Origin of the sequence: Rufibacter sp. LB8, assembly GCF_014876185.1 — a bacterium.
Taxonomy (GTDB): Bacteria; Bacteroidota; Bacteroidia; order Cytophagales; family Hymenobacteraceae; genus Nibribacter.
In genome coordinates, this window is sequence record NZ_JADALJ010000001.1 from 4,089,206 (window position 1) to 4,114,188 (window position 24,983).

Sequence of the window (24,983 nt, forward strand, 5' to 3'; positions counted from 1 at the left end):
TTTTCGGCTCCATTTTCAGAAACGAGGCCGAAAACGCAAGATTTAAAAACAATCAGCCATCAACAATCAATCAAGTTTTAACGAACGAAGCCGCAAACTGTTCATCACCACCGATACCGAACTCAACGCCATGGCCGCGCCCGCCAGCATAGGATCCAGCAGGAAACCCCAGATAGGGTAGAGCAGACCAGCCGCCACCGGTATCCCGATCAGGTTGTAAATGAACGCCCAAAACAAGTTCTGGTGAATGGTGCGCACGGTGGCTTTGCTCAGTTTAATGGCTTTGCCGATGGCGCGTAAATCGGAATGCATCAGCGTCACTTTGGCCACATCCATGGCGATGTCGGTGCCGCGGCCCATGGCGATGCCCACGTCTGCGAGGGCCAGGGCCTGGGAATCGTTGATGCCATCGCCTACCATGCCCACCACGTGGCCCTGAGCCTGTAATTCCTGAATAAAATCGGCTTTGTCCTGGGGCATCACCTCGGCTTTAAAATGCTGCAAACCCACCTGCTGCGCCACCGCCGAGGCCGTTTGCGCGTTGTCGCCGGTGAGCATGTAGACTTGGAGGCCCAGGTTTTGCAGGTCTTTAATGGCTTGCGCCGATGTTTCCTTGATGGCATCGGCAATGGCCATCAGCGCGACCACCTGCCCCTGCGTTCCGGCGAAGATGACGGTTTTGGCTTCGGATTTGAGTTTTCGGGCTGTTTTTTCCAAATCAGGGCCAAACTGGAGATTGTTCTCGTGCATCAGCTGCTCGTTGCCCAACCAGAATTTCTGGCCTTGGTGCATGGCCTGTACGCCGCGTCCGGTCACGCTTTCAAACTGCTCCAGCGTGGTGGCTTTTACGCCTTCAGATGTCAGATACGTAGAAACGGCTTCGGCCAACGGGTGCTCGCTTTGGTTTTCCATGGCAAGCAACACTTGCGCCAGTTCCTTTCTCTGTTCATCGGGCGACGTCCAAATCAATTCGGTGACTTCGGGTTTGCCTTTGGTGATGGTGCCGGTTTTGTCCAGCACCACGGCGGTGAGTTTGTGGGAAGTTTCCAGAGATTCAGCGTCCTTGATTAAGATGCCGTTTTCGGCGCCTCGGCCCACGCCTACCATAATGGCCGTAGGTGTGGCCAGACCCAACGCACACGGACAAGCAATAATTAAGACGGTAATCAAGGCTAGCAGCGCGTGCGTGGTGCTGTTGTCGCCGCCCAGAAAATACCAGGCCGCAAAACTCAGAAGCGCAATGCCCATGACCACGGGCACGAAGATGCCGGCAATTTTATCCGTCAGTTTCTGCACGGGCGCTTTGGAGCCCTGCGCCAGTTGCACCATCTTGATAATCTGGGCCAAAAGCGTCTCGGAGCCCACTTTCTCGGCGGCAATCTGCAGACTGCCTTTCTGGTTGATGGTGCCCGTGAAGACCTGGTCGCCGGTGTTTTTCTCCACGGCCATCGGCTCGCCGCTGATCATACTTTCGTCTAAATATGAAGTACCGCTGACCACGCGCCCATCCACCGGAATTTTCTCGCCGGGGCGAATAATCAGAATATCTCCCACTAATACCTGTTCAATGGGCAGTTCCATTTCCTGGCCGTTGCGGAGCGCTTTCACAGATTTGGGTTGCAGGCCCATCAGTTTTTTAATGGCCCCGGATGTGCGAGATTTGGCGCGTTCCTCCAGCAGTTTTCCTAAAAGAATAAAGGCGATGATGACGGTGGCGGCCTCGTAATAGACGTGCGGCTCCAGCCCTCGGCTCAGGAAAAACTCTGGGTAGAACGTATTGAAGGCGCTGAACAGAAACGCGATGCCGGTGCTCAGGGCCACCAACGTGTCCATGTTGGCCTTGCCGTGGCGAGCCTGCTTGAACGCGGTTACGTAAAAATTGCGCCCGAACCAGAACACCACCGGCACCGTGAACGCCAGCATAGTCCAGTTGCCGTAGGGCATGCCGTGGAAGAACATACCAATCACCGCCACGGGCACCGACAGCAAAACGGCCCAAATGGTTTTGGCTTTTATCTGGGCGTAGGCTTCGTGTTCGCGGGCGTCCTGGGCTTCTTGCGTGGCTTCTTCCTGCTGAATGAACAGGTCATAACCGCCGCTCTGCACCGCTTTCTGCAGTTGGGTGAGGTCGGTACCCGGGGCGTATTCCACCTGTACAGATTTATTGGCGAAGTTCACGGCCGCGCTCTGCACACCGGGCTGGGCCTGCAGCAGCGACTCCACGCTCACGGCGCAGGCCGCGCAAGACATGCCGTCTACCGGGAAGCTATTTTTTATTGGGGATTTTTCTTTGGTCTGGGTAGCCATAATAGGTCAGGCTTAAGGTTTATTTTCAATTTCTACCACAAAGGTACGGTGACCCCAGGCCGATGGCGTTACAGCTTTTGCGGAAGGAGTTACATAATTTTAAGGATGGGCTGTTTTAGGCGTGTTTCGGCAAAAACAGGTCAAAAACGGGTTTTGCTTACTCAAAGAAACCCACCCCTGCCCCTCCGAGGAGGGGAGTATCAGATAAAGTAATGGAGTTGTGGTTAGGGTAAGCATTTGTAAGGCGGTAAGTCAAAATGAAGGCGCTGGAAAGCTGGATTCCACTCCTCGGAGGGATAGGGGTGGTTTTCATCAGTCAAATACGCTGGAAGTATTTTCTCCCAGTAACCGCTGCGCGATAAACTGCGCATCGCGGCCGGCGCCCAGCAACAAGGCCGAACTTCGGCTGCGCTGCCAGGATAAGCCCACATAAAATAATCCAGTTACAGGACTCACACCGTTTTGGTGCACCGGCGAACCGTTCTCTGCCAGCGCTCCGTCTACCCGCAACCATCCATACTCTGGCCTGAAACCGGTGGCCCAAACAATAGCCTGGAACTGGCTTTTGCCTCCGTCTTTGAACTGCACGGTGTCACCCATAAAACATTCTATCTCTGCTCTAAGCGCGATTTCTTTTTGCTCCAGCAGTTGCGCCAGTTCAAGGCCGTAAATGACATCCTGTTGGCGCAGCATTTTCCGGCCTAAAAACGTGGACGGCGGCGCAAAGAGGGCACCAGTTTTGGTGCCCCACCAGAACACGCTTTTCCCCAGCAGCCGCAATCCCGAGAACCGGGGCTTTTTCTTGACCGAGAGCGTTACCTGGTGCGTTTTGGCCAATTCCACGGCAATCTGCGCCCCAGAGTTTCCGGCACCCACCACCAACACGTTGCCCGCCGGAAACTGCGCCGGATTTCTGTACTGCGCGCTGTGCACCTGTACCACAATTTCTGACGGTTCGGTGGCAAACTCCGGAATAAATGGCGTTTGGAACGGCCCCGTGGCCACCACTACATTTTTAGCGAGATAGGTTTTTGAAGCTGTGGAAAGCGTGAAAAAACCGTTGGCCTTGGTCACCGAAAGAACTGGCTGTCCCAACGCTACGGGAAGCTGAAAATGGGCGGCATAGTCTTGCAGGTAACCGGCGATCTGGTCTTTGGTGGGGTAATGGGCTTTGGGCAGGTTCAGGGCATAGCCGGGTAGTTGGGAATATTCAGCGGGAGTGAACAGTGTCAAAGAGTCATAGCGGTTTCGCCAGGGTTGGCCTATCTGCATGGCTGCCTCCAGCAGCAGGAAACGCTGGTTCTGCTGTTGCAAGTAATAGCCCAGCGCCAGCCCAGCCTGCCCGGCACCAATAATGATGGTGTCAAAATTTTCTGCATCGCCGGAAATAGATTTAGCTGCTGAAAACATTTCTTAGGTGAATGATATATCGCAAAACTAGGCTTCGGCGCAGCCGATGTGTTTACAGAATTTGGAAAAAGATATACAGGATTTTGCTTTGACTGGTGAAATTACTGGTAGAGACCAGGCACCGCCTTGTCTCCCACGCATAGCTGATTAAGTTTAGAGCATGTTTAAATTTGTCTTTCGCGCTACAAACAGGCATCGCAAGAACCTGACTTTACCTTTTTATCGCACCTAGCGCTGCTATGCTGCTCAAAAAACGCTTCGTCAGAACCTTCCGCTCCCTGTTTTCGCTTGCAAAATCAAAATTTAAACAAGCTCTTATTTCTTTATTCTGCTGCAGGAAATATTCTTCAGCAGAGGCCAACCATGTTACCAGGGCAACCAGAGACGAGGCGGTGCCTTGTCTCTACAGCTGGAATAAGGAAGATACTTTTAAAAGGAAACTCCCTCACTAGCGGTAGCCAATGAGGGAGCGTTAGGTTGCGTTTTTGGCCTCGTTTTCAGAAATGAAGCCGAAAACGGTTAAGACAAATGCGGGGTATGGACGGCCGCCATAATTTCGTCTACCGGGTCGGTTTTGGGTATGAGTTCCTGGCAAACTTCAATGCAATGGCGGCAGGCGGCGGCGCAGGCCTGGCAATGGTCATGGGCGTGGCGTTCACATTCAATGGCGCAGGCTTCGCAGATTTCAATGCATTGGCGCAAGACCAGCCGCGCGTGCTCAGACCCTTTTGACAGAAACGAAGCCGACAATCGGCAATAGTCGGCGCAATCTAAATCAAGGTGGATGCAGCGGGCCATCTTTTTCACTTCTTCTTCTTGCAGGCAGGCGGTGGCGCAGTGGTCGCAGGCGGCAATACAGGCCAGTAACGCATCAATGGCCGGTTTATATTCGGTACGCATAGGCTTGAAGGTTGGTGAACCTTTTTATACGCGCCCGGCAAAAGCGGGATGGCGTTTTTGGCTTCGTTTTCAGAAATGAGCCCGAAAACGGGTGCTGACGGAAAAGTGTTACGAGCTGTTAACTTTCTCCTTCGCCTACCATGCCAGCTACACCTGCTAGACCATAAAGTACCCAATTCCACGCGGCAGAAGAATTTTTCATGATCTCAGCTGCTCTAGTGCTGGACATTTTTCCGAGGGTTACCAGCTGTTGGAGAAAAGGGAAAAGTTGCTGGACATGGTCTTTGCTGGTTAATTGGAAATAGTAGATGAACTCTCCAGAATGGATGGTTTTGATAGAGATGAAATTTCCTGTTCCCTGACTTAAAGCTGGTTCTAGCCGCATTCTAGACGGAGAACCCAAACGGCGGCCTTTGTAGTCGGTCACGTGGAAATCTACTTTACTGATGTCTGCGAAAGAAAGGAGCTTATTTTTTACGCTAATACCGTGGTCATTCAGTTCTACCGTGCCATTGAATCGGCCTAAGAGCGGTTCATAAGAACTAAAACTTGTCAATGAAAAAAAGAGATAGGTTATAACTGTGACTGCTATGTACGCAAACCTTAAAAAGGTGTAAAGCCTGCTTTCATGTTCCAACACCACATCAAACACTATGTAGCCACTCAGCCCAATAAACACTAACAGCAGCACAAGCACACTTGGGGTAAACCGGTAGGAGTCAACATCTCTTGACTCAAATTGCCGAAAGCAAACAGGTTCCATCTCTTAAAGATACATGAGATTGCTGAAATTAGCCACCAACGGTTTACTCCCGTCTGCTACTAAGGCTAGTCTTAAAATAATTTATCTGTTGCTCGGTCACTTGGAGAAAGCCGTGAGGTTAGGCTAGTTCTGATCTAATATCAAACTCCCGTTTTCGGGCTCATTTCCAGAAATGAGCCCCAAAACGGGAGATGGTAGGCGCAAAAAAAACAGCCAAGGTGTATTTGGCTGTTCCTTGTTGAATAGTCTGTTGCTTAAGCGGCCAGAGACCGGCAGGCCTCGGCACATTTGCGGCAGGCTTCAGCGCAGGCTTGGCAGTGGTCGTGGTCATGTTTTCCGCACTCGGCGGCACAGGCTTCGCAGACTTCTATGCATTCTTTGAGCAGATGCTTGCCGTGCTCAGAGCCACGGGCCAGCAAAGCGGAAGTCAGGCGGCAGATGTCGGCGCAGTCGCGGTCCAGCTGGATGCAGCGGGCCATCATGTGGGCGTGTTCTTCCTGCAGGCAGGCGGTGGCGCAGTGCTCACAGGCCAGAATACATTCATGTAAGGCGTCAAGGACGGTACGGTTTTGAGTGTGGTGCATAGAAGCTGGTTTTAGGGTGAAACAAGTAGTTGGCAGGTGCTACAATGCAGTGCCAGCCTGGCCGTACTTTCTTGAAGGACAGGTGCTTTGGTGTACGCCAGCAAGGGAGAAACCGTTGTTACAAGAAGAAGGGAAGTGTTAAAACGCAAGAAATCTTACTCCAGATTGTCTAGCGGCAGGCGTTCTATGGACGGGTTTTTCTTGAAGTCTGAGACCGAAACGCCGGTGACTTTCTTGAATTGATTGGAGAGGTGCTGCACGCTGCTGTATTGCAATTGGTAGGCAATTTCGCTCAGCGTAAACTGCCCGTAGGACAGCAGTTCCTTCACCCGCTCAATCTTGAGACGGATCAGGTATTTCTCAATGGTGGTGTGGGTGTGCTGCGAGAAGATTTTGCTCAGGTGCTGGTAAGACACGCCCAGTTTCTCAGACAGGTACACCGAGGTGGTGAGCGGCATGGTGCCCTGCTCCAGTTCCCGCTGGTAGGCCAGCAGCGCGGTTTTGATGAGGTCGGTGAGCTGTTCGTCTTTTTCCTGGAGCAGCTCAAAGCCGTGTTGGTGCAAGGCGGCATCTACTTCTGCCAGGTTTTCTACATGGCCAGCCACCACGGCCTCGCCCAGTTTCACTTCTTTCACGTCCAGCCCTTGCTCCGTTAACACCTGCGTGACGGTGGCAATGCAGCGCGGGCAAACCATGTTCTTTATGTGCAGGTGGTGGGTCATTTCAGGGTGTTAACGGTTAATTTAATCGACGGGGAAGGCCGTCTGGCGAGATGCCGTTTATACAGTTTTGGGTGATAAGGCTTTTTCTAGTATTTCAGATAATTTACTTTTTTTAATGTTCCAGCAAACTGCATTAGATGTCCTTTTCTTTCCGAAACCAGTCCACGGACAACAATTCTCTTATTCTTTAATCCTTCCAATTCTTCACCAGTTAATAATCCTTCCTCAAATTCAGTCCAAAAAGCGTTTTTTGAATCTTTCCTGTATGCGGCCATCCGTGTTTTGTAAATACCTACATTCTCAAATTCATAAACAAAGATTCCCGATAATTCTATATATTTTCCGTTAAATCGGTTTGGGTCTTCAAGGAGCTGTTCAATGTCAACGCTAATGTAATTTATTGAGTCTTCCGTTGTTGTAAATACTTTCGAGTCGCCACAACTAAAGAGAAGTATTGATAATAAGCAAACTAGAATTCTATTTTTCATTTTTTAGACTTACCGCTAGCGTGCTTGGCTATGTTGCGGCGTAGCTGCCATATAGGTGTGGATGACAGCAATTTTTTTTTCTTCTTCTTCTTATTAGCCTTCCAATTGCAGCTAAAGTTATATCTTTTAATATTTAGTTTTTTTAGGTGAACTACATTCCAACTGATTCATAGATGTAGGCTATGCCTGTTTGGGTGTCAATGAAATATCGAGAACGGTCAAATCCATCATTTCTACTAAAAATCAAAGAATTCTTACTTGGCTTAAACCATTTTGGAAGTTCTGTTAAGTTAGTCCAGTTACTATTTAAACTATCAACCTTTAGAGAATTACTCTCCAAGAATCCTTTCCACCATTTTTTAGTTGGTTTAAATTTAAGGAAGAATTCGTATTCAAGAGAAAAGTGGGCTGTTTGATGGTATTCCCCCTTTATTATTTGAATGTCCTGTGTTGGCTTGCTTCTAGCCCATTGAGAATATGCTTCCTCCGCATCCGTAGTGTTAATAGGAAAACAACTAACCAATAGAGTTAGAAAGCAAAATATTATTATCAGGTTCTTTTTCAAATTTTTAAAATTACTGCTAACTATAGTATAACAAGAATCACATCCCAGAATTCATCCTTGGTAAAACAAAAAGATACTCTAAAACTTAACCCTCCCTTGGCCTAGCTTTGGGCACATTACGCTTAGGCATAGACGGCGAGACGAACGCGGCTGGTTTGGTTTTCTTCTTGCCGGAGAATCTGCTGAAGAGCCAGTTCACGCCGGGCACAATCACAAACGCAGTACCGGCCAGCAGAATAAAAATCCCCAGGAACGCATTGAACAGCCTGAAAATAAAGTCAGAGGTGAGCCCGAAGGTGTAGAGCAGCAGCGCCATGGCCAACAACATACTGATCAGCCCGGCTACCAGCAGATCGCGGCGCCAGGGACGGTCAAAGGGATGGCGTTTCGGTTTCTTGGCCATGTTACGTCAATGCGGCGCGGGCCCAGAGAGGTACTTGTTGCAGCAGTTCTTCCTGTAAAGAAGTGCCGTTGTTTTCTTCTGAGTACTGGAGCGCTTTCTTAATGAAGTCCAGCATGGGTAACTCCTGCTGTTTGAGGCCCAGCACATATTCCTGCAGCACCTGCGGGCGCGGTCCCCATGAACCTAACGGCTGCAGGGTGTCAGCGTGCACGGCAATGAGTTTGGGAATGCTTTTTCCGCCATTGGTGAGGTAGGCGTCCATGACGGCGGGCTGTTCGGTGCGCAGAAGCACCCGGAACGTGACCTGCTCAGACTGTTCGGCCAGAGCCGCCAACACCGGCACGTGAATGGCCGCATCACCGCACCAGCCTTCCGTGAGCACCAGCCACAGTTGCGGCTGCGGCAAGGTCTGTAGCAATTCCACTAAGTCTGGCCGAAGCGGCGTTTGGTAGGTGCGCTCCATAATGGCCAGGTTGTCTTTGGTAAGTGTAGCCAGAAATGCAGACTGCTCCAGCCCGGTGGTCTTCTCCTGCGCCACCGCCTCTTGCATGAGCGCCAGGTAACCAGCGTACGACAGGCTCTGGGCCACTACTTCCGGGGTAATCACTTGTTGAGGTTGTGCTTCCATAGAAACAGAATTAGGGAACGCTAGTACAGGGGCAAAGATACGGCAATCTACGGTGAACCCCAATCTTGGCTTTCAAACGCAAAAGAAATGGCCCGAGGCGTTTCTCGGGCCATTTCCAGAAATGAGGCCAAAAACGGAAATTCCGCCTGAGGCGCTTAATAAATTGTTTATTCTTTTTCGTTGCCCAGGCCTTCTTTGTCTTTGTGGCCTTTGAGCGTGCTGGCGTTGGGCTGGTTGTTCTTGAATTCTTTGTCAGAACTGTCAGCGCCGCGCGTGTCAGACCAGTTGGCGTTGGAGCCTTGCGGGCTGTGCTGCTCCGGGTCATGTTTGCCATGCTTGGCGCCGCCGCCTTGTCCTTCCCTAGAAGGCACATTCTCGCCGCGGGTGTTGTCAGCGCCGCCGGCTACCGGACCGTCTTGGTAATTGGGCGCGTTGTTGCCTTGGGTACCGCTGTGGTTCAACTCACTGTTGGGTCTTCCGCTCACGCCTTCGCCAGTGTCTGTGTTTTGGTTATTGGAATTGTCACCGGTGTTGCGGTTGCTGGGGTTTTTGTTCTGCTGGGTTTCAGGCGAACCTTCATACGGCGGGTTGTTGTTATGCCGATTGCTGTTGTTGAGCTGGTCGTCCTGGTTGTTGATGTCGCGGTAGCTGTTGTCCTGGGTAGGTCTATTCTGTTTGGGGCTGTCCTCGCCTCTTCCTTTGGTCATAATCTTTCTCCTTTTCTTAAGTGGAACTTATACAGGTGAATTGCCAGCCGGGCCGGCGTTCTCCAGTGTACGAGCACTTGTCTGGTTTAGATTAGCTTGGGCCAATTTTATGGAAGACGCAGCGCCGTTAACTCAAACCCACCCAAGCGCGTAGATATACCACAACCCAGGCCCGGGGCTTTCCCAGGTTCCGGGCCACTAATAGAAACAGACCTGAAACTACCACTATGAAAAAGCATCTCATGACCATTACCCGCTATACTGGCGCACTGCTGTTAGGGGTCGCCCTGCTCACCGGAACCGCCGCCTGCAGCACCGGCACCTCGGAAGGAGACGTGAACGTGGAAGAAAGCGACTTCAAAGACAAAAGCCCCACAGAAAACAACGCCGAAGGTACTTCTGACAACACCCAGGATGACCTCACCACCACCGGCGAAGACTCGGCCAATCAGAAAATCTATGACGAGCAGGAAAGAAAATCCAGAACCCGCGACGGTAAAACCAACCAGGGCGTAGGCGGGGCCGCCGAAAGCCAGACCACTACCGGCAACTAATTGCCGCTTCCATGAAAACAGGAACGCCTGCCTTCTCACCAGAGAAAGCAGGCGTTCCTGTTTTGGAGCTCATTTCTGGAAATGAGCCCGAAAACGCGGTTACCTGAACAAGAACCCGTTGGGCAGAATTCTAACCTGGAACGAGTCAATCACCGTGCCCGACGGCTGGTAGCGTACTGCCCACCCGTTGGTGGTATAGCCGCCCACGCCAATATAAATGTTGCCGTTGGTAGGGTCCACGCCCAAGCCATACGCGTCGCGGTGAAGGAGCGCGGCGGTAGGCAGGGCATTGGCATTGGTAGCCATGGTATAGACTTTGCCGCCGTAGCCAAACACCAGCTTGTTTTTCTCACCGTTGATAGCCAACTGGCCCGGGCCGCTAGTGCCCGCCGGAAACGGGTAAGATGTCACTGCGTAGTTGTTGGCCGGGTCAATCTTCACCAAGGCGCCCGGTGACGTGTAACCGCCGCGCAGCACCCAGATTTTATTGCTGGCATCTACCACCAGGTGTTTGGGGCTTTCGCCTATCTCAATCTCTTTTTCAATTGCATCTGTGGTGGTGTTGATCACGGAGACCGTGGTGCCGCCGCCGTTGGCTACATATACTTTGTTGTTGTGGAGCAAAATGCCTTCTGGGAGCAAACCTACCGGAATGGTTTTGGTGACTGTTTTGGTGGCCAGATCCAGCACAGACACGCGGCCCGTGCCGGTGTACCCGGCAAAGGAATAGCCTACATATTCAGTTACGTACGCTTTGGTATTGCTGGCGGCGGCCATGTACCGCGGAATCTGCAAGCCCGAGATGTCTCCCAATGATTGAAACGTGTTGGCGTTCACTATTTCAATTTTATTGCTGGCGTTCAGCACCACATAGGCTTTGTCATCTACAAATATCATGGACTGGGCCGCATCACCCAAAGGGCGGTCATTGGCTTTGTCAAACAAATCAGGTACGAAGGTCTTGCCATCAGCGGAAATATAACTCACCTCGGCATTGGGGGTGCCATAGCTTCCTTCATTGACAATGTACACGCTGTTTTCCCGCAAGATGGTGGGTTCGGTCTCCGCTGGATTTTCATCACAGGAAGTGGCGAAAAACAAGGTGCTTAGGGCGGCGGTCAACAGGTGCTTCTGGAAGAATAATTTTTTCATGGTAGCGGTAAAAGTGAGTATCTGGTAAAATTTAGTTATCGGAAGAATTGGCGCCCCATTGCAGGCCCAGTGAAATCTGGTATTGCCGCGGAGGCATAGCACGGAACGCCATGGTTTGGTACACGGTGTTGGTGGCGTTCAAGGTCTGCACCAGCAGATTGGCCTGGTAGTTTCGCCAGGAAAAGGTCTTGCCCAGGCCGGCGTTCACCAGCACGTAGTCCTTCAGCCATTTGTTGTGGTCATTGTCTTGGAAGCGCAGGCTGGTGAAGGCCGCATCTGTGAAAAGGCGCCAGGAATGAAACTGGACTTCGGCCCAGCCGGCCACTTTGTGTTTGGGTACATAAGACAGTTGCCTAGCCTGCAGTTGCGCCTGCGCGTTGGGGATTTTTTGCTCAGAAACGGTGTACGCGTACGCCAGTCCGGCTGCCAAGGAAGTTTGTGCAGAAAGAGCATAATTCCAGCGACTGTCCACCTCCAGGCCGTTCCCGCGCACGCGCTGCAGGTTTACTGGTTCTGAGTACGGGCCTTGGCTGGCGGGCTGCCACTGAATCCAGTCTTTGACTTGAAGGGCATACACCGTCAGTTCACTGGTGCCGCGCAGGCCGCCTTTCTGGAACTGGTGGGCCAAGCCACCTTCGTAGCCCCAGCTGGTTTCGGGATTCAGGTTTGGGTTTCCGCCGGGGCGCCAGAAGCGGTCGTTGAGGGTGGGCACACGATAACTGCGCGACAGGTTGGCTTTGGCCGTGAGTTGGTGCGCCTGCGTCTGCAGAAAAGAATAATTCACGCCCAGCGTAGGCGTCACCGGCGGACTAAACCCTTGCACCCAGGCCTGGCGCACATTCAAGCTGATCTCTACGTTGGTTACCGGGTCATATCTGAGCCAGCCATAGCCGGAAAAGCGTTTCTCGTGGGCCGTTCCGCCGTAGCCTCCCACCTGGGCTTTAAAAAGTTGCCCTTCAGCGCCTAGCTGCAACAGGAGTTTGGAGGTAAGCTGCCGTTCATGTTCTACCTGACTTTGGTACGTGTTCACCGTGGAAAGCGAAAGCACGCCATCATCTTGGTAATCCAGTCGGTCTTTGAACCAGGCGCCGCGTACGGTAGTCACGCCGCCGGCCAACACTCCTTGCCACTCGCCCATGAGCCGCAGGTTTTTGTCTTTTTGCCGGGCGTGGGTGTTGGCGCTGCCCATAGATGGCTGAATCTGCCGGTCGGTGGTCACGTACCAACCTCTGAGAGAGACGCGCTGGGTTTCGCTTAGTTTGAAATGGGCTTCCTGGGCCAGGTTGGTTTGGTCAAAGGCGGCGTTCTGCTGAGTTTCTTCGGGTGTGCCAAAAGCGGTGGTGTTCCTGAACCTGAAGTTATTGTCTGAGGCGCTCCGGGAGAAAGACGTGGACAAGGAAAGCTTATTAGTGGCAAATGTGCCCGCCGCGCTGGATCTGGACTGGCCAAAGCTCCCCAGTTGCTGGTACACCTCTACTTTTTGCTGTGGCTGGAAGGAAACCGGGTTTTCCAGAAGTACTGCGCCGCCAATGGCCCCGGAACCGTGCAGGGCCCCGCTGGGGCCGTGTTGCAAGCTTACCTGTGTGTTGAAACCAGGCGGCAGCAGCGCAAAATCAGACATACCCAAGGTGGGCAGCGCAATGTTGAACCCGTTCCAGAGCACGGCGGTATGGCTGGCGTTGGTACCCCTGAACGCCACCGTGGCGGTCATGCCGTTGCCGTAACTTTTAAGGTAAAGCGGGCTGCGCTGTTGCAGGGCCTCTGCCAAGGTAAGGCCGGGCTGTCGCTGTAGCAGAAACGTATCTAAAGCCTGCGTGCGGGAGCCGGCGGCAAAACGGCTGTATTTATTTCCTTGAACCGTAACGGCAGACAAGGCCACCGAATCTGCCAGGTGCGTCTGGGCCAGCACCGCGGGCGCCGCGGCCAGCAGAAGCAGGGCCAGCCACAGCCAGGGTTGAAAAATATGTACGCGTTGTGTCATGTCCTCGGCCTGTTAAAAGCTGAGGAGACTACTAAGGGAGAATCAAAACGAAAACGCCGACCCACCAACGGGGCCACCATCCTTGCTGCTTTTTTTCCCGAAAGCCTCCAAGTGTGTATGGGTGATGTTGGCAGGTCTCCTGGCTCTCTTCGGCTGGCCCGGCCTTCCCATCTGGTTCAAGAGACAGTGGCGTGCGGTGGGCAGACTACAATAGAAGATAACAGTTGCGGGTACAGCTCAGGTATTTCACCTGATTCCCTTTTAAGACACCTGCCGCAGAAAAACGGCGGGCGTCACCAAAATCTGGGCAAAGGTACAGCTAAATTTTTCTCACAGGCAAGCCGCCCGGGCAGAATTTGCGGAAAGTGGATTTTTGCCATTTTGGCTGGGTTTCCAAAAAATTTACCAAAAAGTAGAATCAAGTTTGTTTTGTCCTCGTACTGAAAGAGATAAATGTAATAAAACCAAGGCGAGGCCAGAAGAGGTGTTGTCTTTAAAGTAGCCGGATTTATGAAACGTTCTTTACTAGTGCTCGCCTGGCTGTGCCTATTCTCTGGAAAAAGCATGGCCCAAAACGTCTCCAGCATTGACCTTACCAAGGTGTACCAGGCCATTGAAGACAAAGACTCGCCGTTCTATTACCCGCCTTTGCTGCAGCGCTACCTGGCCAATGACACCATGCTCACGCTCTTTGACTACCACCACCTGTACTATGGTTTTACCAAGCAGCCCCACTACAAACCCATTGCCGGCCCCGGCGAACTGGCTGCCCTGCAACTCATAGAACAAGGAAAACTGGAGGAAGCCCGCCAACTGCTGCTCACCGAATACCAGAAAGCGCCGTTCAGCCTGAGCATCTTGTTCCGGTTGGGCAGCCTGGCCGACATGCAGGAGAAATCTGCCGAAGCCCGCCTCTGGCTCCTGAAATTTGACGGCCTGTTGCGCACCATTATTGACAGCGGTGACGGGCGTTCTGAGGAAACCGCCTGGGTGGTTATCTCGGCGCAAGATGAAGTGCCCGTAATGGGAATTCTGGGTTTGGAGGCTGTGGAGCAAGGTCTGGTGAAAAGCAAGTATGACGTGCAGACCCTCACCACGCCCAACAACCTGGAATCAGACAAACTCTATTTCAACCTGGAGGTGCCTATCAACCACCTGTCTAACCACTACAAAAAGGAACAGACCGCCGCAGACAAACCAGACCGCCTCAAGCGCGTGCGAAAGTCAAAAGCCATAGGCTCTAATCAGTAAGCATTTTTTACTTGGTCCGCGTCCTGTTTTGGGGCTCATTTCCGGAAATGAGCCCCAAAACAGGACGTTTTTTTACGACTGAAATTTCAATTCAAAACACCTGAAATAAAGAAGCATATTGCAGAGAAGTTGGGTTTTCCGTTTTGGGGCTCATTTCCAGAAATGAGCCCCAAAACGGAAATTCTGGGCAAGATGCGCACGTTACGTAACTTTTTAAGCAGGACGGTAGTTTTTAGCATGGTAGTTGTATTCGGCGTGCCGTATTCACTTTCCCCAACCCAGCCATGAAAAGATTTCTTCTCCTGTTTACCTTCTGCCTTTTGGTGCTGGCGCAAACCCAGGCCCAGACTATTTCCAAGGTGAACTTCGACGCCATTAAAAAAGCTATTGCGGCCCCCAAGTCAAAGCTGTACTTCCCCAACCTGCTCAAACGCTACCACGCCAATGACCCCAGCCTCACTGATGAGGAATACAAGCACCTCTATTACGGCTGGACCCTGCAGCCCGGCTACAGCCCCTACAAAGGCAATGACAAGGCAGACGCCCTCAATGAAATGCTGCTCTTTGAACGCTTCCCCGAAATTGTGACCACCGGCAAGAAAATTCTGGCCACAGACCCGTTCAACATGGATGTGATCTACCTTATACACATGGCCTACGGCGAACTCAACAACCAAGTAGAGAGCCGCAAGTGGCTGGTGAAGTTTGACGGGCTCATGCAGGCCATTAAAGCCAGCGGCAACGGCCGGGCCCCAGAGACGGCGGTGGTGCTGGCCGCCCCGCGCGATGAATACATGTTCCTGACGGTGGTGGGGCTTCGGCAAGACGGACCGGTGCAGACAGTCAACAACAAATACCACGTGGTCAAACTCAAGTCGCCTAACAAACTCAACCTCACTGAGGTGTATTTCAACATAGAGAAACCGCTCACCAAGAAAAAGTAAGGGCAGGGGCAGAAGGAGAAACGCAATTCTTTCCTACCTTGGCCCTACTACTCACCTTTGTTCTGTCACCCATGAGAAAACTGTTCTTTGCCTGCCTTACCCTTGTAACTCTGGTCACCGCCTGCCAACCAAAAGCTGGTTCTCCAGAAGAAAGTGAAACCGGGCAAGACCCGAAACCCGCGGCAGAAGTGGCGCTTTGTGAATTCTCGTCTACTGACTCCCTCACGGCCATACGGCGGGTACAAGGCAAATGGGAACTGCGGGGCATGCAAACCAATTACATGGGCACCCAACCAGATGAATTCTTGACCGGCGAAAAACTGGACGTGAAGAAAACGCTCATCTTCTATGAAAACGGCGAGTTTGAGCACCAGTCAGATGGCCGCACCATTGGCCAGCGCGAAAAGTTCTCAGTGGTGGGGCAGAGCCTTCCGCCGGTAGGTTACCAGTTCTGGTTCTGCGGCGAAAACACGCTGGCGGTAAGCAACGTCATCGCCGATGGCGGGGTGGAAGTCTTCATCAAAGTGCAGGAGTAAATATGATTGCGGGTTCAGGGGTCAACGTGCTGCCGGTATCTTTCTACACGCGCCCAGACGTGGTGGTCATTGCCCGTGAACTGCTGGGGAAATCATTGTTCACCAACTTTGACGGCGTGCTGACCGGCGGCATTATTGTAGAAACCGAAGCCTATTCCGGCACCGCTGACGCCGCCTGCCACGCGCACCTGGGCCGCCGCACCAAACGCACCCAAATCATGTACCACCAGGGCGGCGTGGCCTACGTCTACCTCATCTACGGCATTTATTCGCTGTTCAACATAGTCACCAACGTAGAAGGCACCGCCGATGCCGTCTTGATCAGGGCCATAGAACCCACGCATAGCCTGGAGGAAATGCAGCTCCGCCGCCGCCTGAACAAACCAGAAACCCGCCTCACAGCCGGTCCCGGTTTATTGACGCAGGCCTTGGGCATTTCTACCGCCCACACCGGCCAACCTATAACCGGACCAGAGATTTGGGTGGAAGACACCGGCCTTCAAATTCCCGAAGAAGAACTGGTAACTGGCCCCCGGGTAGGTGTGGCGTACGCCGGCGCCGACGCCCTGCTGCCCTGGCGCTTCAGCGTGAAAGGCAACAAATGGGTGAGCAAAGCGAAACCCAAGTATTAATTGATGATTGTTCTTTGCTGATTGTTCTTTGCTGATTGTTCTTTGCTGATTGTTCTTTGATGCGTCACGTCCGCTCCAATGAAAATCCCGTTTTCCGGCTCATTTCTGAAAACGGAGCCAAAAACGGAAAAGTGCAAATCTCGGGGCTTAGACAATTTTCTGGCAAAGCAGCAGCGTGGGTTTGTTGTTCACATCTGTGGTGGCGAACAGGTAGGCATCGCCGCCTTCCTTCAATTTCAGTTTTTCGCGTAGCTGGGCCACGGTCAAAGGATGGTTCCGGACGGTGATGTTGGCTTTTTTGTCAGGCAGCAGCGCGTGCAGTTCCTTGGCCTGGGCTTTGGGTTGGTTTATGATCTCAAAAATTCGGCCCGGAAAAGCTGGGTTTACCTCTGCTGAAGTGTACAAATGGCTGTTGCGGTGCAGCTTGTGCAATTGATATTTCTCAGACAGAATCCGGAACGCGCTGGCTTTGAGCAAGGCCGTGTTGGGTTCATAAAGGTAGCGCTGAGGCAGAGCATAGGTGACGGGTGCCGTTTCTTCCGCTGCTTTGGTGAATGTGAATTCCTGCCGGGTTTCGTCTGCCTTGAGGTTGACAGCGGTGATGATTGGGTTAGTCGCGTTGGGTTTCAGGAGATACAGCACCTCTTTGCATTCATTCTGCACGGCCACCACCCACACTTGCGCCACGTGCTGCAGTTCCTTCAGGGCTAGGTCAATGTCCAGCATGGGAGCCGTTTTAAGGAGCACCGACTTGCTTTTCTGAAAGAGCATGGGCAGCAGGTGCAGCACATCGGGTTCGCAGTCCTGCAGCAGATGCACGCGCTCCTGGCTCTGTCCGCGGCGGGCGGGGTCCAGGTAAATCACATCCAGCGGTTCTGTCAGGGTTTGTAGGAATTCCTGGGCTTCTGCGGTGTGAACGGCAATATGGGTAGCGCCTAACTGCTGAAAATTGTAGGTCACTAATTGCGCAAGCTCAGCCTGATGTTCCACGTAGGACACCTCTTTAAACCGCCCCGCGAAATGGAACGCGTCAACCCCAAATCCACCGGTCAAGTCAGCTAAGGTATTGCCAGAAACCAGCCCAGCCTTGAAGTGCGCCGTGACCTCAGAAGAACTCTGCTCCACCGAGAGGTTGGCCGGGAAAACCAGTTCTAGGTTCGTGGCCCAGGAGGGAAGTTTGCTTTTTGCTTTCTGCCGGGCCTGTATCTGCTGCACCAGTTTGGGCACATTCAACCCGGGCCATTTCCTGGCCTGCAGGAGCAGCTTGGTGGGCTCAGCAGACAGGTGTTCCTGAAGAAAGGCGCGTTCAGCGGGAGAAAACATTTAAAAGGAATTAGGAATTAGGAATTAGGAATTAGGAATTAGGAATTAGTTTTTTTGGCCGTTTTCAGCCCTGTTTCCAGAAATGAGCCCCAAAACGCATTCCAAAAAACAATCAGCAAGTATCAATCAGTTATTACTCGGTCACCTGCTTATCTGTTTTGGGGCTCATTTCAAGAAATGAGCCCCAAAACGGGAATACCCGCTCGCGTTGATGTTGATAAACTAATTGCGTACCTTTGCAGTTGTTCTATAAAAAGCTGAACTACAATGGTAGAAACGTATTTGAAGTACAAAGTAAAAGATATTTCCCTGGCAGAATGGGGAAGAAAAGAAATTAAACTGGCCGAGGCTGAAATGCCGGGTCTGATGGCCATTAGGGAAGAGTTTGGCCCTAGCCAGCCCTTGGCAGGTGCGCGTATTGCCGGCTGCCTGCACATGACCATCCAAACCGCAGTGCTGATTGAAACCCTTACCGCTCTGGGCGCCGAGGTAACCTGGTCTAGCTGTAACATTTTCTCTACGCAAGACCACGCCGCCGCCGCCATTGCCGCCGCCGGTATCCCGGTTTTCGCTTGGAAAGGCATGAACGCCGAGGAATTTGACTGGTGCATTGAGCAAACCCTGTTTTTCGGCGAGGAGCGTCAGCCCCTGAACATGATCTTAGACGATGGCGGTGACCTGACCAACATGGTGTTTGACAAATACCCAGAATTGGCGGCTGGCATTAAAGGTCTGTCTGAGGAGACCACCACCGGCGTACACCGCCTGTATGAGCGCATGAAGAACGGCACCCTGTTAATGCCCGCCATCAACGTGAACGACTCGGTGACCAAGTCTAAATTCGATAACAAATATGGTTGTAAAGAATCATTGGTAGATTCTATCCGTCGGGCGACTGATGTGATGATGGCCGGTAAAGTGGCTGTGGTAGCTGGCTACGGTGATGTAGGAAAAGGTTCTGCCGCTTCGTTGCGTGGTGCCGGCGCCCGCGTGATTGTGACGGAGATTGACCCTATCTGCGCTCTGCAAGCCGCCATGGACGGTTTTGCCGTGAAGAAAATGGAGAACGCCATTCCAGAGGCTGACATTGTGGTGACTGCTACCGGTAACTACAACATCATTCGGGCGGAGCATTTCCTGGCTCTCAAAGACAAAGCCATTGTCTGCAACATCGGTCACTTTGACAATGAAATTGACATGGCCTGGCTGAACGAAAACTACGGCCACACCAAAGACACCGTGAAACCACAAGTGGACCTGTACACCCTGGAAGGCAAAGATGTAATCATCTTGGCCGAAGGTCGTTTGGTAAACCTTGGTTGCGCCACCGGTCACCCGTCTTTTGTGATGTCTAACTCATTCTCTAACCAAACGCTGGCCCAGATTGAATTGTGGACCAACGCTGATGCCTACGAGAACAAAGTATACACCCTGCCTAAGCATTTAGACGAGAAAGTAGCGCGTCTGCACCTGGCCAAAATTGGCGTGGAGCTGGAAGAACTTTCTGCTGAGCAAGCGGCATACATTGGCGTGGAAGTAGAAGGCCCGTTCAAGCCGGAGTACTACCGCTATTAATTGCTGGCACGTACAGTAGAGTAATTTTTGAGAAGGCTGAAGACTCTGTGAAAAGGGTTTTCAGCCTTTTTTTTTGCCTGCACAAGGTGCCAACGCCTAGCCAACTTCATGTGCCGGCGCTAGGTTTTTCATCAGGTTAGCTTTCTTTGGTATTTCTTTACAAATTGAAGACTAAGTACTTTTTTCACCTGTAACCCAACCGTATGCCTTTGCCTGTGGTGTTAGCCCAAGTGGCGCCTGCCTATAGCCTTGAGTTTTCTATCTGCACCTTGGTCACTAACCACCAGGAGTATGGCCTTATGAAGGAGACATTTGAAGCCTGCGGTTTTACAGACGGCTGTGAGTATCTTATCTATGACAACTCTGCAGCCAACGTGGTAGATGCCTACCAGGCCATTGCCGGGTTCTTGAAACAGGCCCAGGGACGCTATTTGGTAGTGGTGCACCAAGATGTCCGGTGCCTGGACCACAAGGCCCAGCTGCAGAAATGCCTGCGGGAATTGACCTCGCTTGATCCTGCATGGGCCATCTGCGGAAACGCAGGAAGCAATGGCTATCATACGGGCGTGCGGTACCTAACCAACAACGGCGAGGTGCGAAAGAAAGGCAATTTGCCGGCCAAAGTTACCTCCTTAGATGAAAACCTGCTCATCATTGACAGAAACACAACCCTCACCATCTCCGCTGATTTGAAAGGCTACCATTTATACGGAACCGACCTGTGCCTCATTGCAGATTTCTTAGGGTACACGAGTTACGTAATTCCGTTCATGGTGCACCACCTGAGTTTGGGAAACCTAAAAGACCTGGAGCAGCACACCTCGGCATTTCTAGCTACCTACGGCCGTAAGTTGAGAGATAGGTTTGTAGAAACCACCTGCACCAAATTCTACCTGAGCAATGCTCCGTCTAAAAATAAGCTGTATAACCTGGGAGCAGCTTTCGGTCTTATTAAAGCTACGCAACGCCTCAAGCAGATCATGCGTTTGGGGCGGTAATCTAGAAGTACCTTACGGTGTGTTGATTTTATCTCGCTGGCAATAAGGTCTAAAAAACTCCTTTTTCCCCAGGAATATGCGTGTAAATGAAATCTGTCACTTCCTTTAATGGCTTGCAGGAATCTTCTGCTTGGGCTATTTTTTCAAATGTTTTGCGGGATTCTTTGATTTTAGGTTGAGCCTGCAGAAACATGCCCATAGAGGTAAGGTAGTGCCACTTCAATAAAAAAAGTCGGCCTAGGGTTTCTGGAATCAGTTGGAGAATCCATAAGACTTTGGCCGTGCCGTTTAAATGTAGGGCATTTAAAAAGAGTTTGTTTCGGTCATAAATGGTTTGTACATACTTCTTCTTAGCCGCCGATTTGATGGAGGTTGAAGTCTGATGCCGGCAGATACTGGAATGGTCATAATAGCATTTGAAACCTACGCGCCACGCTCTTAAAGACAGGTCTACATCTTCGCAGTAAAATGGGGAGAAGATCTCGTTGAAGCCTTGCAAGCGCAGAAACTTCTTTTTGTCAATTAAGGCGTTTGCTCCAGACAGGTACATGGTGTACAGGCCGTCTTGCATTTTGTTTTCATCTTTGAGCAGGTAATTGACAGATGTCTTTAGTTTAGCCCCGTGGTAGGTGGGCAGTTTGGCGCCATCTTGTATCTGCTCATCATGCCACCCTACAATTCGGCCCATTACCCCAAACGTGTCAGGCTTTTCAAAGTATTTTAGCTGGTGTTTGAAATAGGAGGGGGTAAGCTGTACATCACTGTTGAGCAGCAGTACCAGATCATAGGTAGCCGCCTGAATTCCTATGTTAGAGGTGGCTGAAAACCCGCTGTTGAAGGGTTTGGCTATAACGGTAATTTCAGGAAAATGCCGGTGTAGAAACGCGACAGATCCATCAGTAGAAAAGTCATCTACAATAATGATTTCAGTAGGAAGATCCACCTGTTGCAAGGCTTCCTTTACTGTTGCCAAGGTATGCTCAAAAAGATGTACCCCGTTGTAATTAGGGATCACGACTGATATACCAAATGACATAGACATGCTGGGGTTTAGAAGAGGAAGCGAAGGGTGTAACTATTACTTTATTTTCTTTTCAGTCTTACAAACGCATATCTGGAAAACCATTTTTCAGATATGTATTTAAAACTATTTCAGGTAGGTCTTTACCTTGAAATGAAGTTTGCGGTTGGTTTGCGGTTAAACCAGTTATTTCCATAGCCTTTCAGAAAATTACAACACCTACAGCAAACCTTGCCCTTTTAAACGCATTGTTTTCTCAGGTAGTTGATCTTACTCAACATTCCCTTTTTATACCAAGGGAATAACTCCTTTTGGTTTTTCAACAAGAAGACAAAGCACTTTAAATAATTAATGAAATTTGCAGGGGCTTGTTTCTTGGTCGTTAAGTATTCTTCAATAAACTGCCGGTCTGGTTCCGCAAGAAAAGTTGCTTTGGCAAAGGCCTGCGTTTGGGTGTACTTTCTAGCATTGGCCGTGGCCCGGGTATTCAATGATTTCTTGGTCTGCTGCACCACAGAAGTAGTGTGTACACGGTACTGCGTTAGAACCTTGTTCAGGTACTTTGCATTTCCCAAATAAGAAGCGGCAAACCCAATCCACCAATCATAAAAATGCAAGTTGTCTGGGAACGGAAGAATAGACTTTCGTAGCTCCGCTCTAAACAACATGGTGTGGCCCGTGACAAAGTTGTTCTCCAGAAATGCTTTATAACCAGGGTTGTCCACAAGCTTCAGGCATTTTTCTAAATCGCCGGGTAGTTTTTGGCCCTGTTCATCTATTAATTCAGAATTACTGAAGATGAGAAGGCTATTGCCAAGGTTGGTGACCAGTTCCTCTAATTTAGTAGGTACCCAAATGTCATCCTGGTCACAGATTGAGATAAAGTCTCCCTTGCATTTTGCAATGCCCAACTCAAAGTTTTTGTTATAACCCAGGTTCACCTCATTCTTGAAAACCTTAATTCTGGCGTCCTTCAGCTGAAAGCTTTCCAGAACCTGGTGGCTGTTGTCTGTAGAGCGATCATCAAGGCACAGGAGTTCAAAGTGGCCATAGGTTTGCCCTAGCACAGAGGTGATTTGTTCTGCTAAAAACTTTTCACCATTGTAGACGCACATGACTATAGATACCAAAGGCCCCTCTGTATTCTTCATTCTGGTACTGCTAAAATCTGATTCCACTTTAGTGTAAGCAACTGCTAAAGGCCTGCAGCCTACGGTGGGTAGACTTGGTTAGATGACCTTATTTAAAAATATGGTAGTGGTTTACAATGTATGATGCTTTGATTTTTGGTTGTTTCGGTAGTTGAACATTAGGTTTAAGCTCGCATCATGGTTCTCCTTTTTCTTGGAGAAGCAGGTCGTTTTCCTGACCAGCCTCCTGTTCCTGGCCCTGAGGCAGGTATTTACCCCTTCTATATTTTTTGTGTAAGCCTTGCCCACCTTGTGTTTCTCTGTAGGTATCACCTGGGCGAAGGCTCTCCAATGGTCGGTGCAGTATTCTCCAATGTGTGCTTTCTCCAGCTTCTTGAGCAGCTTCCTCACAGTTGCTGCGCTCCTGGGGCCGCAACTGTAAGCCAAAACCTCATCCGTCTCGGGGCAGTAGGCATACAAAAGCCAGTACTTCCCTTTCCTGCGCCTGCCCACGTAGCTCCAGACCTCGTCTATCTGCACCGACTCGTAGCAGCGCCGCGCCGGTGCGATGCTGAGTCGGCTGCCTTGCCGGCACAGGTTGTCCAGTATGCACTTGCGGCTCACCCCCAGCAGCGCCTCTATGTCGCGGATGCCGTTGTTGCGCTCCAAAAGCCGCACCATTAGCTGCTTTGTGGCCGGATCGGCGCCTTTGTACTGGTACGTGGCCTGGAACTGCTTTCTGCAGCTGTGGCATAGCAGGTTCTGGGCACCGTTCTTTTTCTTTCCGTTTTTTACTACCTTACTGCTCTGGCAGTGGGGACAGTTTATTTTGATGAGGACTTCGAACATTCCATCATCTTAAACAACTCACTGTCAGCTTTTATCCCATCATACTTTCTAAACCACTACCAAAAATATTAGTTGATTTTATTCAGAAAGTTAATGAAATATATCCAATAGAAGCGCCACCGAAGTGGGTTGGGTTGGTTTAATTTCTTGTACAGCTTGTTCAATTCCCGTAGGTTGTTCTTCCGCTGCTTAATAAGTGTCTTCTTGACTTTGCCCTGGAAATGCGCCATGGCTAGTTGCAGGACGATATCCCATTTGGTAAACTGCTCCGCCCGGTTTTTCTCGCCCCAAACGCCACCAGCGTGCACCCTGTACACCGCCATGGTGGCTGGCAGAAAATGAATCTTGCCGTGTTGCGCGTTCAGTAGATGTAAGAGATAATCGCCAACCGGTGACGCATGAAAACTTGCCGGCAAGACAGTTTGGTGGTTTCTGAACACACAGGACACCGTATGGATATAGTTGTTCAAAGCCAAATCCAAAATGGTGGTTTCTTCCTGTTGGTCTGGGTTTGAAATATAATCTAACGCAGGGTTGTTTTCATGGATGACTTTAACCCGGTGAAAAGAAATGGAGAAGGACGGGTTCTCTTCCAGAAGGTTGACTTGCTTTTGTAGCTTGTGAGGGTCTGTCCAGTAGTCATCACCTTCGCAAAGCGCTACATAGGTTCCTGTACAAGCCTGCAGGGTTTGGGAGAAATTGGCCATCATGCCCAGGTTTTTCTCTGGCAGGAGGAGCTTGATCTTTTCCGGAAACTGTCTTTGGTAGTCTTGGATAATGACACGGGTGTTGTCTGTGGAGCAGTCTTCCCCGATGACCAGTTCAACGTCAAAACTGGTTTGCTGCTGCATAACTCCTTCAATGGCTTGCGCTATAAACGCAGCGTGGTTATAGGCAATCATGCAGACACTTACTTTCACGGGCATATCAATTGAGTCGCTTGGTGATTCGGGCGGGTACGCCTACGGCCATGCACCCGGAAGGAATATTTTTTGTCACTACCGCGCCTGCGCCTACCACTACGTGGTCTCCTATCTGCACTTTTGGTAAAATGGTGGCACTGGCCCCAATAGAAGTGAAATTTCCAACAGTTACACCACCGGTCAACAACGCTTTTGGCGAAATCTCTGAAAACCTGCCTACTTGTACATCATGGTGCAGTTGCGCGCCTGCATTGATGAGTGTCCCCATGCCAATGTTTATGCTGTTGGTTAGGAGCACGTTTTCCATTATGTTCACGCCTTCCCCCAGATGCACATCAAATTTACCAATACTGGCAGATGCGGCTATGACCTGGTAAAGTTCAGCGCCTAGTGATAAAAATCTGGAAGCCAGGAGGGACCGCGTCTCTGGCCCACCTACGCCAATGGCTACTTTCTGGCAATGGGCTAAGACGGCACGCGCTTCAGACTCAGACCGTAAAATGGGAAAAGTATCGTAGAGCTTCTGCGGTAAATCTGTGGACACATCATCAAAAAAACACAGATTGTCCAGCTGCTGATTGCGGCTGAGCACACTCAGTACATCTTTGGCATGCCCCTTCGCTCCTAATACTATCAT

General features: G+C 50.9%; 26 protein-coding genes and 1 riboswitch. Of the genes, 7 read left to right on the forward strand and 19 right to left on the reverse strand.

Annotated features, from left to right (window positions below):
- Window positions 1-66 precede the first annotated feature (66 nt).
- From IMY23_RS16925 to IMY23_RS20060, 11 genes are all read right to left on the reverse strand, one after another.
- The gene (locus IMY23_RS16925; protein ID WP_192823217.1) at window positions 67-2,307 is read right to left on the reverse strand and encodes a heavy metal translocating P-type ATPase; all 2,241 of its coding nucleotides are present in this window, start codon (window positions 2,305-2,307) and stop codon (window positions 67-69) included.
- Between the two features lie 312 nt (window positions 2,308-2,619).
- Window positions 2,620-3,717, reverse strand: coding sequence for an NAD(P)/FAD-dependent oxidoreductase (locus IMY23_RS16930; protein WP_192823218.1), 1,098 nt, complete (start codon window positions 3,715-3,717; stop codon window positions 2,620-2,622).
- Window positions 3,718-4,236: 519 nt separating this feature from the next.
- Window positions 4,237-4,617: a four-helix bundle copper-binding protein gene (locus IMY23_RS16935; protein ID WP_192823219.1), complete on the reverse strand. Its 381-nt coding sequence runs from the start codon at window positions 4,615-4,617 to the stop codon at window positions 4,237-4,239.
- Window positions 4,618-4,735: 118 nt separating this feature from the next.
- Complete coding sequence (locus tag IMY23_RS16940; RefSeq protein ID WP_192823220.1) at window positions 4,736-5,308, reverse strand: hypothetical protein; 573 nt, start codon at window positions 5,306-5,308, stop codon at window positions 4,736-4,738.
- A gap of 326 nt (window positions 5,309-5,634) precedes the next feature.
- On the reverse strand, window positions 5,635-5,964 hold the full coding sequence (locus IMY23_RS16945; RefSeq protein WP_192823221.1) for a four-helix bundle copper-binding protein: 330 nt from the start codon (window positions 5,962-5,964) through the stop codon (window positions 5,635-5,637).
- A gap of 155 nt (window positions 5,965-6,119) precedes the next feature.
- Window positions 6,120-6,686, reverse strand: a complete 567-nt coding sequence (locus IMY23_RS16950; RefSeq protein WP_192823222.1) for a helix-turn-helix transcriptional regulator — start codon at window positions 6,684-6,686, stop codon at window positions 6,120-6,122.
- 86 nt (window positions 6,687-6,772) lie between these two features.
- Window positions 6,773-7,174 (reverse strand): hypothetical protein, encoded by a 402-nt coding sequence (locus tag IMY23_RS16955; RefSeq protein ID WP_192823223.1) that lies wholly within the window; start codon window positions 7,172-7,174, stop codon window positions 6,773-6,775.
- Between the two features lie 151 nt (window positions 7,175-7,325).
- Complete coding sequence (locus tag IMY23_RS16960; RefSeq protein ID WP_192823224.1) at window positions 7,326-7,739, reverse strand: hypothetical protein; 414 nt, start codon at window positions 7,737-7,739, stop codon at window positions 7,326-7,328.
- An 85-nt stretch (window positions 7,740-7,824) separates the two neighbouring features.
- Window positions 7,825-8,142, reverse strand: coding sequence for a hypothetical protein (locus IMY23_RS16965; protein ID WP_192823225.1), 318 nt, complete (start codon window positions 8,140-8,142; stop codon window positions 7,825-7,827).
- Between the two features lies 1 nt (window position 8,143).
- Complete coding sequence (locus tag IMY23_RS16970) at window positions 8,144-8,770, reverse strand: thioredoxin family protein (protein ID WP_192823226.1); 627 nt, start codon at window positions 8,768-8,770, stop codon at window positions 8,144-8,146.
- Between the two features lie 167 nt (window positions 8,771-8,937).
- Complete coding sequence (locus IMY23_RS20060; RefSeq protein WP_225986537.1) at window positions 8,938-9,477, reverse strand: hypothetical protein; 540 nt, start codon at window positions 9,475-9,477, stop codon at window positions 8,938-8,940.
- Between the two features lie 227 nt (window positions 9,478-9,704).
- Between IMY23_RS20060 and IMY23_RS16980 the strand changes: the two genes are divergently transcribed.
- The gene (locus IMY23_RS16980; protein ID WP_192823227.1) at window positions 9,705-10,031 is read left to right on the forward strand and encodes a hypothetical protein; all 327 of its coding nucleotides are present in this window, start codon (window positions 9,705-9,707) and stop codon (window positions 10,029-10,031) included.
- Between the two features lie 99 nt (window positions 10,032-10,130).
- On the opposite strand, the gene IMY23_RS16985 is transcribed toward IMY23_RS16980, so the two are convergent.
- Together IMY23_RS16985 and IMY23_RS16990 are read right to left on the reverse strand one after the other, a co-directional pair.
- Window positions 10,131-11,183 (reverse strand): YncE family protein, encoded by a 1,053-nt coding sequence (locus IMY23_RS16985; RefSeq protein ID WP_192823228.1) that lies wholly within the window; start codon window positions 11,181-11,183, stop codon window positions 10,131-10,133.
- Between the two features lie 31 nt (window positions 11,184-11,214).
- Complete coding sequence (locus IMY23_RS16990; RefSeq protein WP_192823229.1) at window positions 11,215-13,164, reverse strand: TonB-dependent siderophore receptor; 1,950 nt, start codon at window positions 13,162-13,164, stop codon at window positions 11,215-11,217.
- Between the two features lie 111 nt (window positions 13,165-13,275).
- Window positions 13,276-13,480, reverse strand: a riboswitch (cobalamin riboswitch).
- 194 nt (window positions 13,481-13,674) lie between these two features.
- Here IMY23_RS16990 and IMY23_RS16995 point away from each other — a divergent pair.
- The 4 genes from IMY23_RS16995 to IMY23_RS17010 all read left to right on the forward strand — a co-directional run bounded on the left by IMY23_RS16995 (window position 13,675) and on the right by IMY23_RS17010 (window position 16,527).
- On the forward strand, window positions 13,675-14,415 hold the full coding sequence (locus tag IMY23_RS16995) for a DUF4919 domain-containing protein (protein ID WP_192823230.1): 741 nt from the start codon (window positions 13,675-13,677) through the stop codon (window positions 14,413-14,415).
- A 284-nt stretch (window positions 14,416-14,699) separates the two neighbouring features.
- A complete protein-coding gene (locus IMY23_RS17000) occupies window positions 14,700-15,359 on the forward strand; it encodes a DUF4919 domain-containing protein (protein ID WP_192823231.1) in 660 nt (219 codons plus the stop codon).
- A gap of 71 nt (window positions 15,360-15,430) precedes the next feature.
- Window positions 15,431-15,895, forward strand: a complete 465-nt coding sequence (locus IMY23_RS17005; RefSeq protein ID WP_192823232.1) for a hypothetical protein — start codon at window positions 15,431-15,433, stop codon at window positions 15,893-15,895.
- Window positions 15,896-15,897: 2 nt separating this feature from the next.
- A complete protein-coding gene (locus IMY23_RS17010; RefSeq protein WP_192823233.1) occupies window positions 15,898-16,527 on the forward strand; it encodes a DNA-3-methyladenine glycosylase in 630 nt (209 codons plus the stop codon).
- 147 nt (window positions 16,528-16,674) lie between these two features.
- Here IMY23_RS17010 and IMY23_RS17015 read toward each other — a convergent pair whose 3' ends face one another.
- Window positions 16,675-17,850 carry a class I SAM-dependent methyltransferase gene (locus IMY23_RS17015; RefSeq protein WP_192823234.1) on the reverse strand — a complete coding sequence of 392 codons (1,176 nt, stop codon included), beginning with the start codon at window positions 17,848-17,850 and terminating at the stop codon, window positions 16,675-16,677.
- A gap of 267 nt (window positions 17,851-18,117) precedes the next feature.
- On the opposite strand from IMY23_RS17015, the gene ahcY reads away from it, so the two are divergent.
- Together ahcY and IMY23_RS17025 are read left to right on the forward strand one after the other, a co-directional pair.
- Window positions 18,118-19,425, forward strand: a complete 1,308-nt coding sequence (gene ahcY / locus IMY23_RS17020) for an adenosylhomocysteinase (RefSeq protein ID WP_192823235.1) — start codon at window positions 18,118-18,120, stop codon at window positions 19,423-19,425.
- A gap of 215 nt (window positions 19,426-19,640) precedes the next feature.
- Window positions 19,641-20,423 (forward strand): hypothetical protein, encoded by a 783-nt coding sequence (locus tag IMY23_RS17025; RefSeq protein WP_192823236.1) that lies wholly within the window; start codon window positions 19,641-19,643, stop codon window positions 20,421-20,423.
- A 49-nt stretch (window positions 20,424-20,472) separates the two neighbouring features.
- On the opposite strand, the gene IMY23_RS17030 is transcribed toward IMY23_RS17025, so the two are convergent.
- The 5 genes from IMY23_RS17030 to IMY23_RS17050 form a co-directional block, all read right to left on the reverse strand.
- Complete coding sequence (locus tag IMY23_RS17030; protein ID WP_192823237.1) at window positions 20,473-21,459, reverse strand: glycosyltransferase family 2 protein; 987 nt, start codon at window positions 21,457-21,459, stop codon at window positions 20,473-20,475.
- A 224-nt stretch (window positions 21,460-21,683) separates the two neighbouring features.
- Window positions 21,684-22,595: a glycosyltransferase gene (locus IMY23_RS17035; RefSeq protein WP_192823238.1), complete on the reverse strand. Its 912-nt coding sequence runs from the start codon at window positions 22,593-22,595 to the stop codon at window positions 21,684-21,686.
- A 111-nt stretch (window positions 22,596-22,706) separates the two neighbouring features.
- Complete coding sequence (locus IMY23_RS17040; protein ID WP_192820093.1) at window positions 22,707-23,423, reverse strand: IS1 family transposase; 717 nt, start codon at window positions 23,421-23,423, stop codon at window positions 22,707-22,709.
- Between the two features lie 68 nt (window positions 23,424-23,491).
- Window positions 23,492-24,349 (reverse strand): glycosyltransferase, encoded by an 858-nt coding sequence (locus IMY23_RS17045; RefSeq protein WP_192823239.1) that lies wholly within the window; start codon window positions 24,347-24,349, stop codon window positions 23,492-23,494.
- A 1-nt stretch (window position 24,350) separates the two neighbouring features.
- Window positions 24,351-24,983 (reverse strand): NeuD/PglB/VioB family sugar acetyltransferase, encoded by a 633-nt coding sequence (locus tag IMY23_RS17050; protein ID WP_192823240.1) that lies wholly within the window; start codon window positions 24,981-24,983, stop codon window positions 24,351-24,353.

Coding starts and splice junctions, on each gene's coding strand:
- IMY23_RS16925 (WP_192823217.1), bottom strand. CDS start 2,307: ATGGCTACCCAGACCAAAGAAAAATCCCCAATAAAAAATAGCTTCCCG.
- IMY23_RS16930 (WP_192823218.1), bottom strand. CDS start 3,717: ATGTTTTCAGCAGCTAAATCTATTTCCGGCGATGCAGAAAATTTTGAC.
- IMY23_RS16935 (WP_192823219.1), bottom strand. CDS start 4,617: ATGCGTACCGAATATAAACCGGCCATTGATGCGTTACTGGCCTGTATT.
- IMY23_RS16945 (WP_192823221.1), bottom strand. CDS start 5,964: ATGCACCACACTCAAAACCGTACCGTCCTTGACGCCTTACATGAATGT.
- IMY23_RS16950 (WP_192823222.1), bottom strand. CDS start 6,686: ATGACCCACCACCTGCACATAAAGAACATGGTTTGCCCGCGCTGCATT.
- IMY23_RS16955 (WP_192823223.1), bottom strand. CDS start 7,174: ATGAAAAATAGAATTCTAGTTTGCTTATTATCAATACTTCTCTTTAGT.
- IMY23_RS16965 (WP_192823225.1), bottom strand. CDS start 8,142: ATGGCCAAGAAACCGAAACGCCATCCCTTTGACCGTCCCTGGCGCCGC.
- IMY23_RS16970 (WP_192823226.1), bottom strand. CDS start 8,770: ATGGAAGCACAACCTCAACAAGTGATTACCCCGGAAGTAGTGGCCCAG.
- IMY23_RS20060 (WP_225986537.1), bottom strand. CDS start 9,477: ATGACCAAAGGAAGAGGCGAGGACAGCCCCAAACAGAATAGACCTACC.
- IMY23_RS16980 (WP_192823227.1), top strand. CDS start 9,705: ATGAAAAAGCATCTCATGACCATTACCCGCTATACTGGCGCACTGCTG.
- IMY23_RS16985 (WP_192823228.1), bottom strand. CDS start 11,183: ATGAAAAAATTATTCTTCCAGAAGCACCTGTTGACCGCCGCCCTAAGC.
- IMY23_RS16990 (WP_192823229.1), bottom strand. CDS start 13,164: ATGACACAACGCGTACATATTTTTCAACCCTGGCTGTGGCTGGCCCTG.
- IMY23_RS16995 (WP_192823230.1), top strand. CDS start 13,675: ATGAAACGTTCTTTACTAGTGCTCGCCTGGCTGTGCCTATTCTCTGGA.
- IMY23_RS17000 (WP_192823231.1), top strand. CDS start 14,700: ATGAAAAGATTTCTTCTCCTGTTTACCTTCTGCCTTTTGGTGCTGGCG.
- IMY23_RS17005 (WP_192823232.1), top strand. CDS start 15,431: ATGAGAAAACTGTTCTTTGCCTGCCTTACCCTTGTAACTCTGGTCACC.
- IMY23_RS17010 (WP_192823233.1), top strand. CDS start 15,898: ATGATTGCGGGTTCAGGGGTCAACGTGCTGCCGGTATCTTTCTACACG.
- IMY23_RS17015 (WP_192823234.1), bottom strand. CDS start 17,850: ATGTTTTCTCCCGCTGAACGCGCCTTTCTTCAGGAACACCTGTCTGCT.
- ahcY (WP_192823235.1), top strand. CDS start 18,118: ATGGTAGAAACGTATTTGAAGTACAAAGTAAAAGATATTTCCCTGGCA.
- IMY23_RS17030 (WP_192823237.1), bottom strand. CDS start 21,459: ATGTCATTTGGTATATCAGTCGTGATCCCTAATTACAACGGGGTACAT.
- IMY23_RS17035 (WP_192823238.1), bottom strand. CDS start 22,595: ATGAAGAATACAGAGGGGCCTTTGGTATCTATAGTCATGTGCGTCTAC.
- IMY23_RS17040 (WP_192820093.1), bottom strand. CDS start 23,423: ATGTTCGAAGTCCTCATCAAAATAAACTGTCCCCACTGCCAGAGCAGT.
- IMY23_RS17045 (WP_192823239.1), bottom strand. CDS start 24,349: ATGCCCGTGAAAGTAAGTGTCTGCATGATTGCCTATAACCACGCTGCG.
- IMY23_RS17050 (WP_192823240.1), bottom strand. CDS start 24,983: ATGATAGTATTAGGAGCGAAGGGGCATGCCAAAGATGTACTGAGTGTG.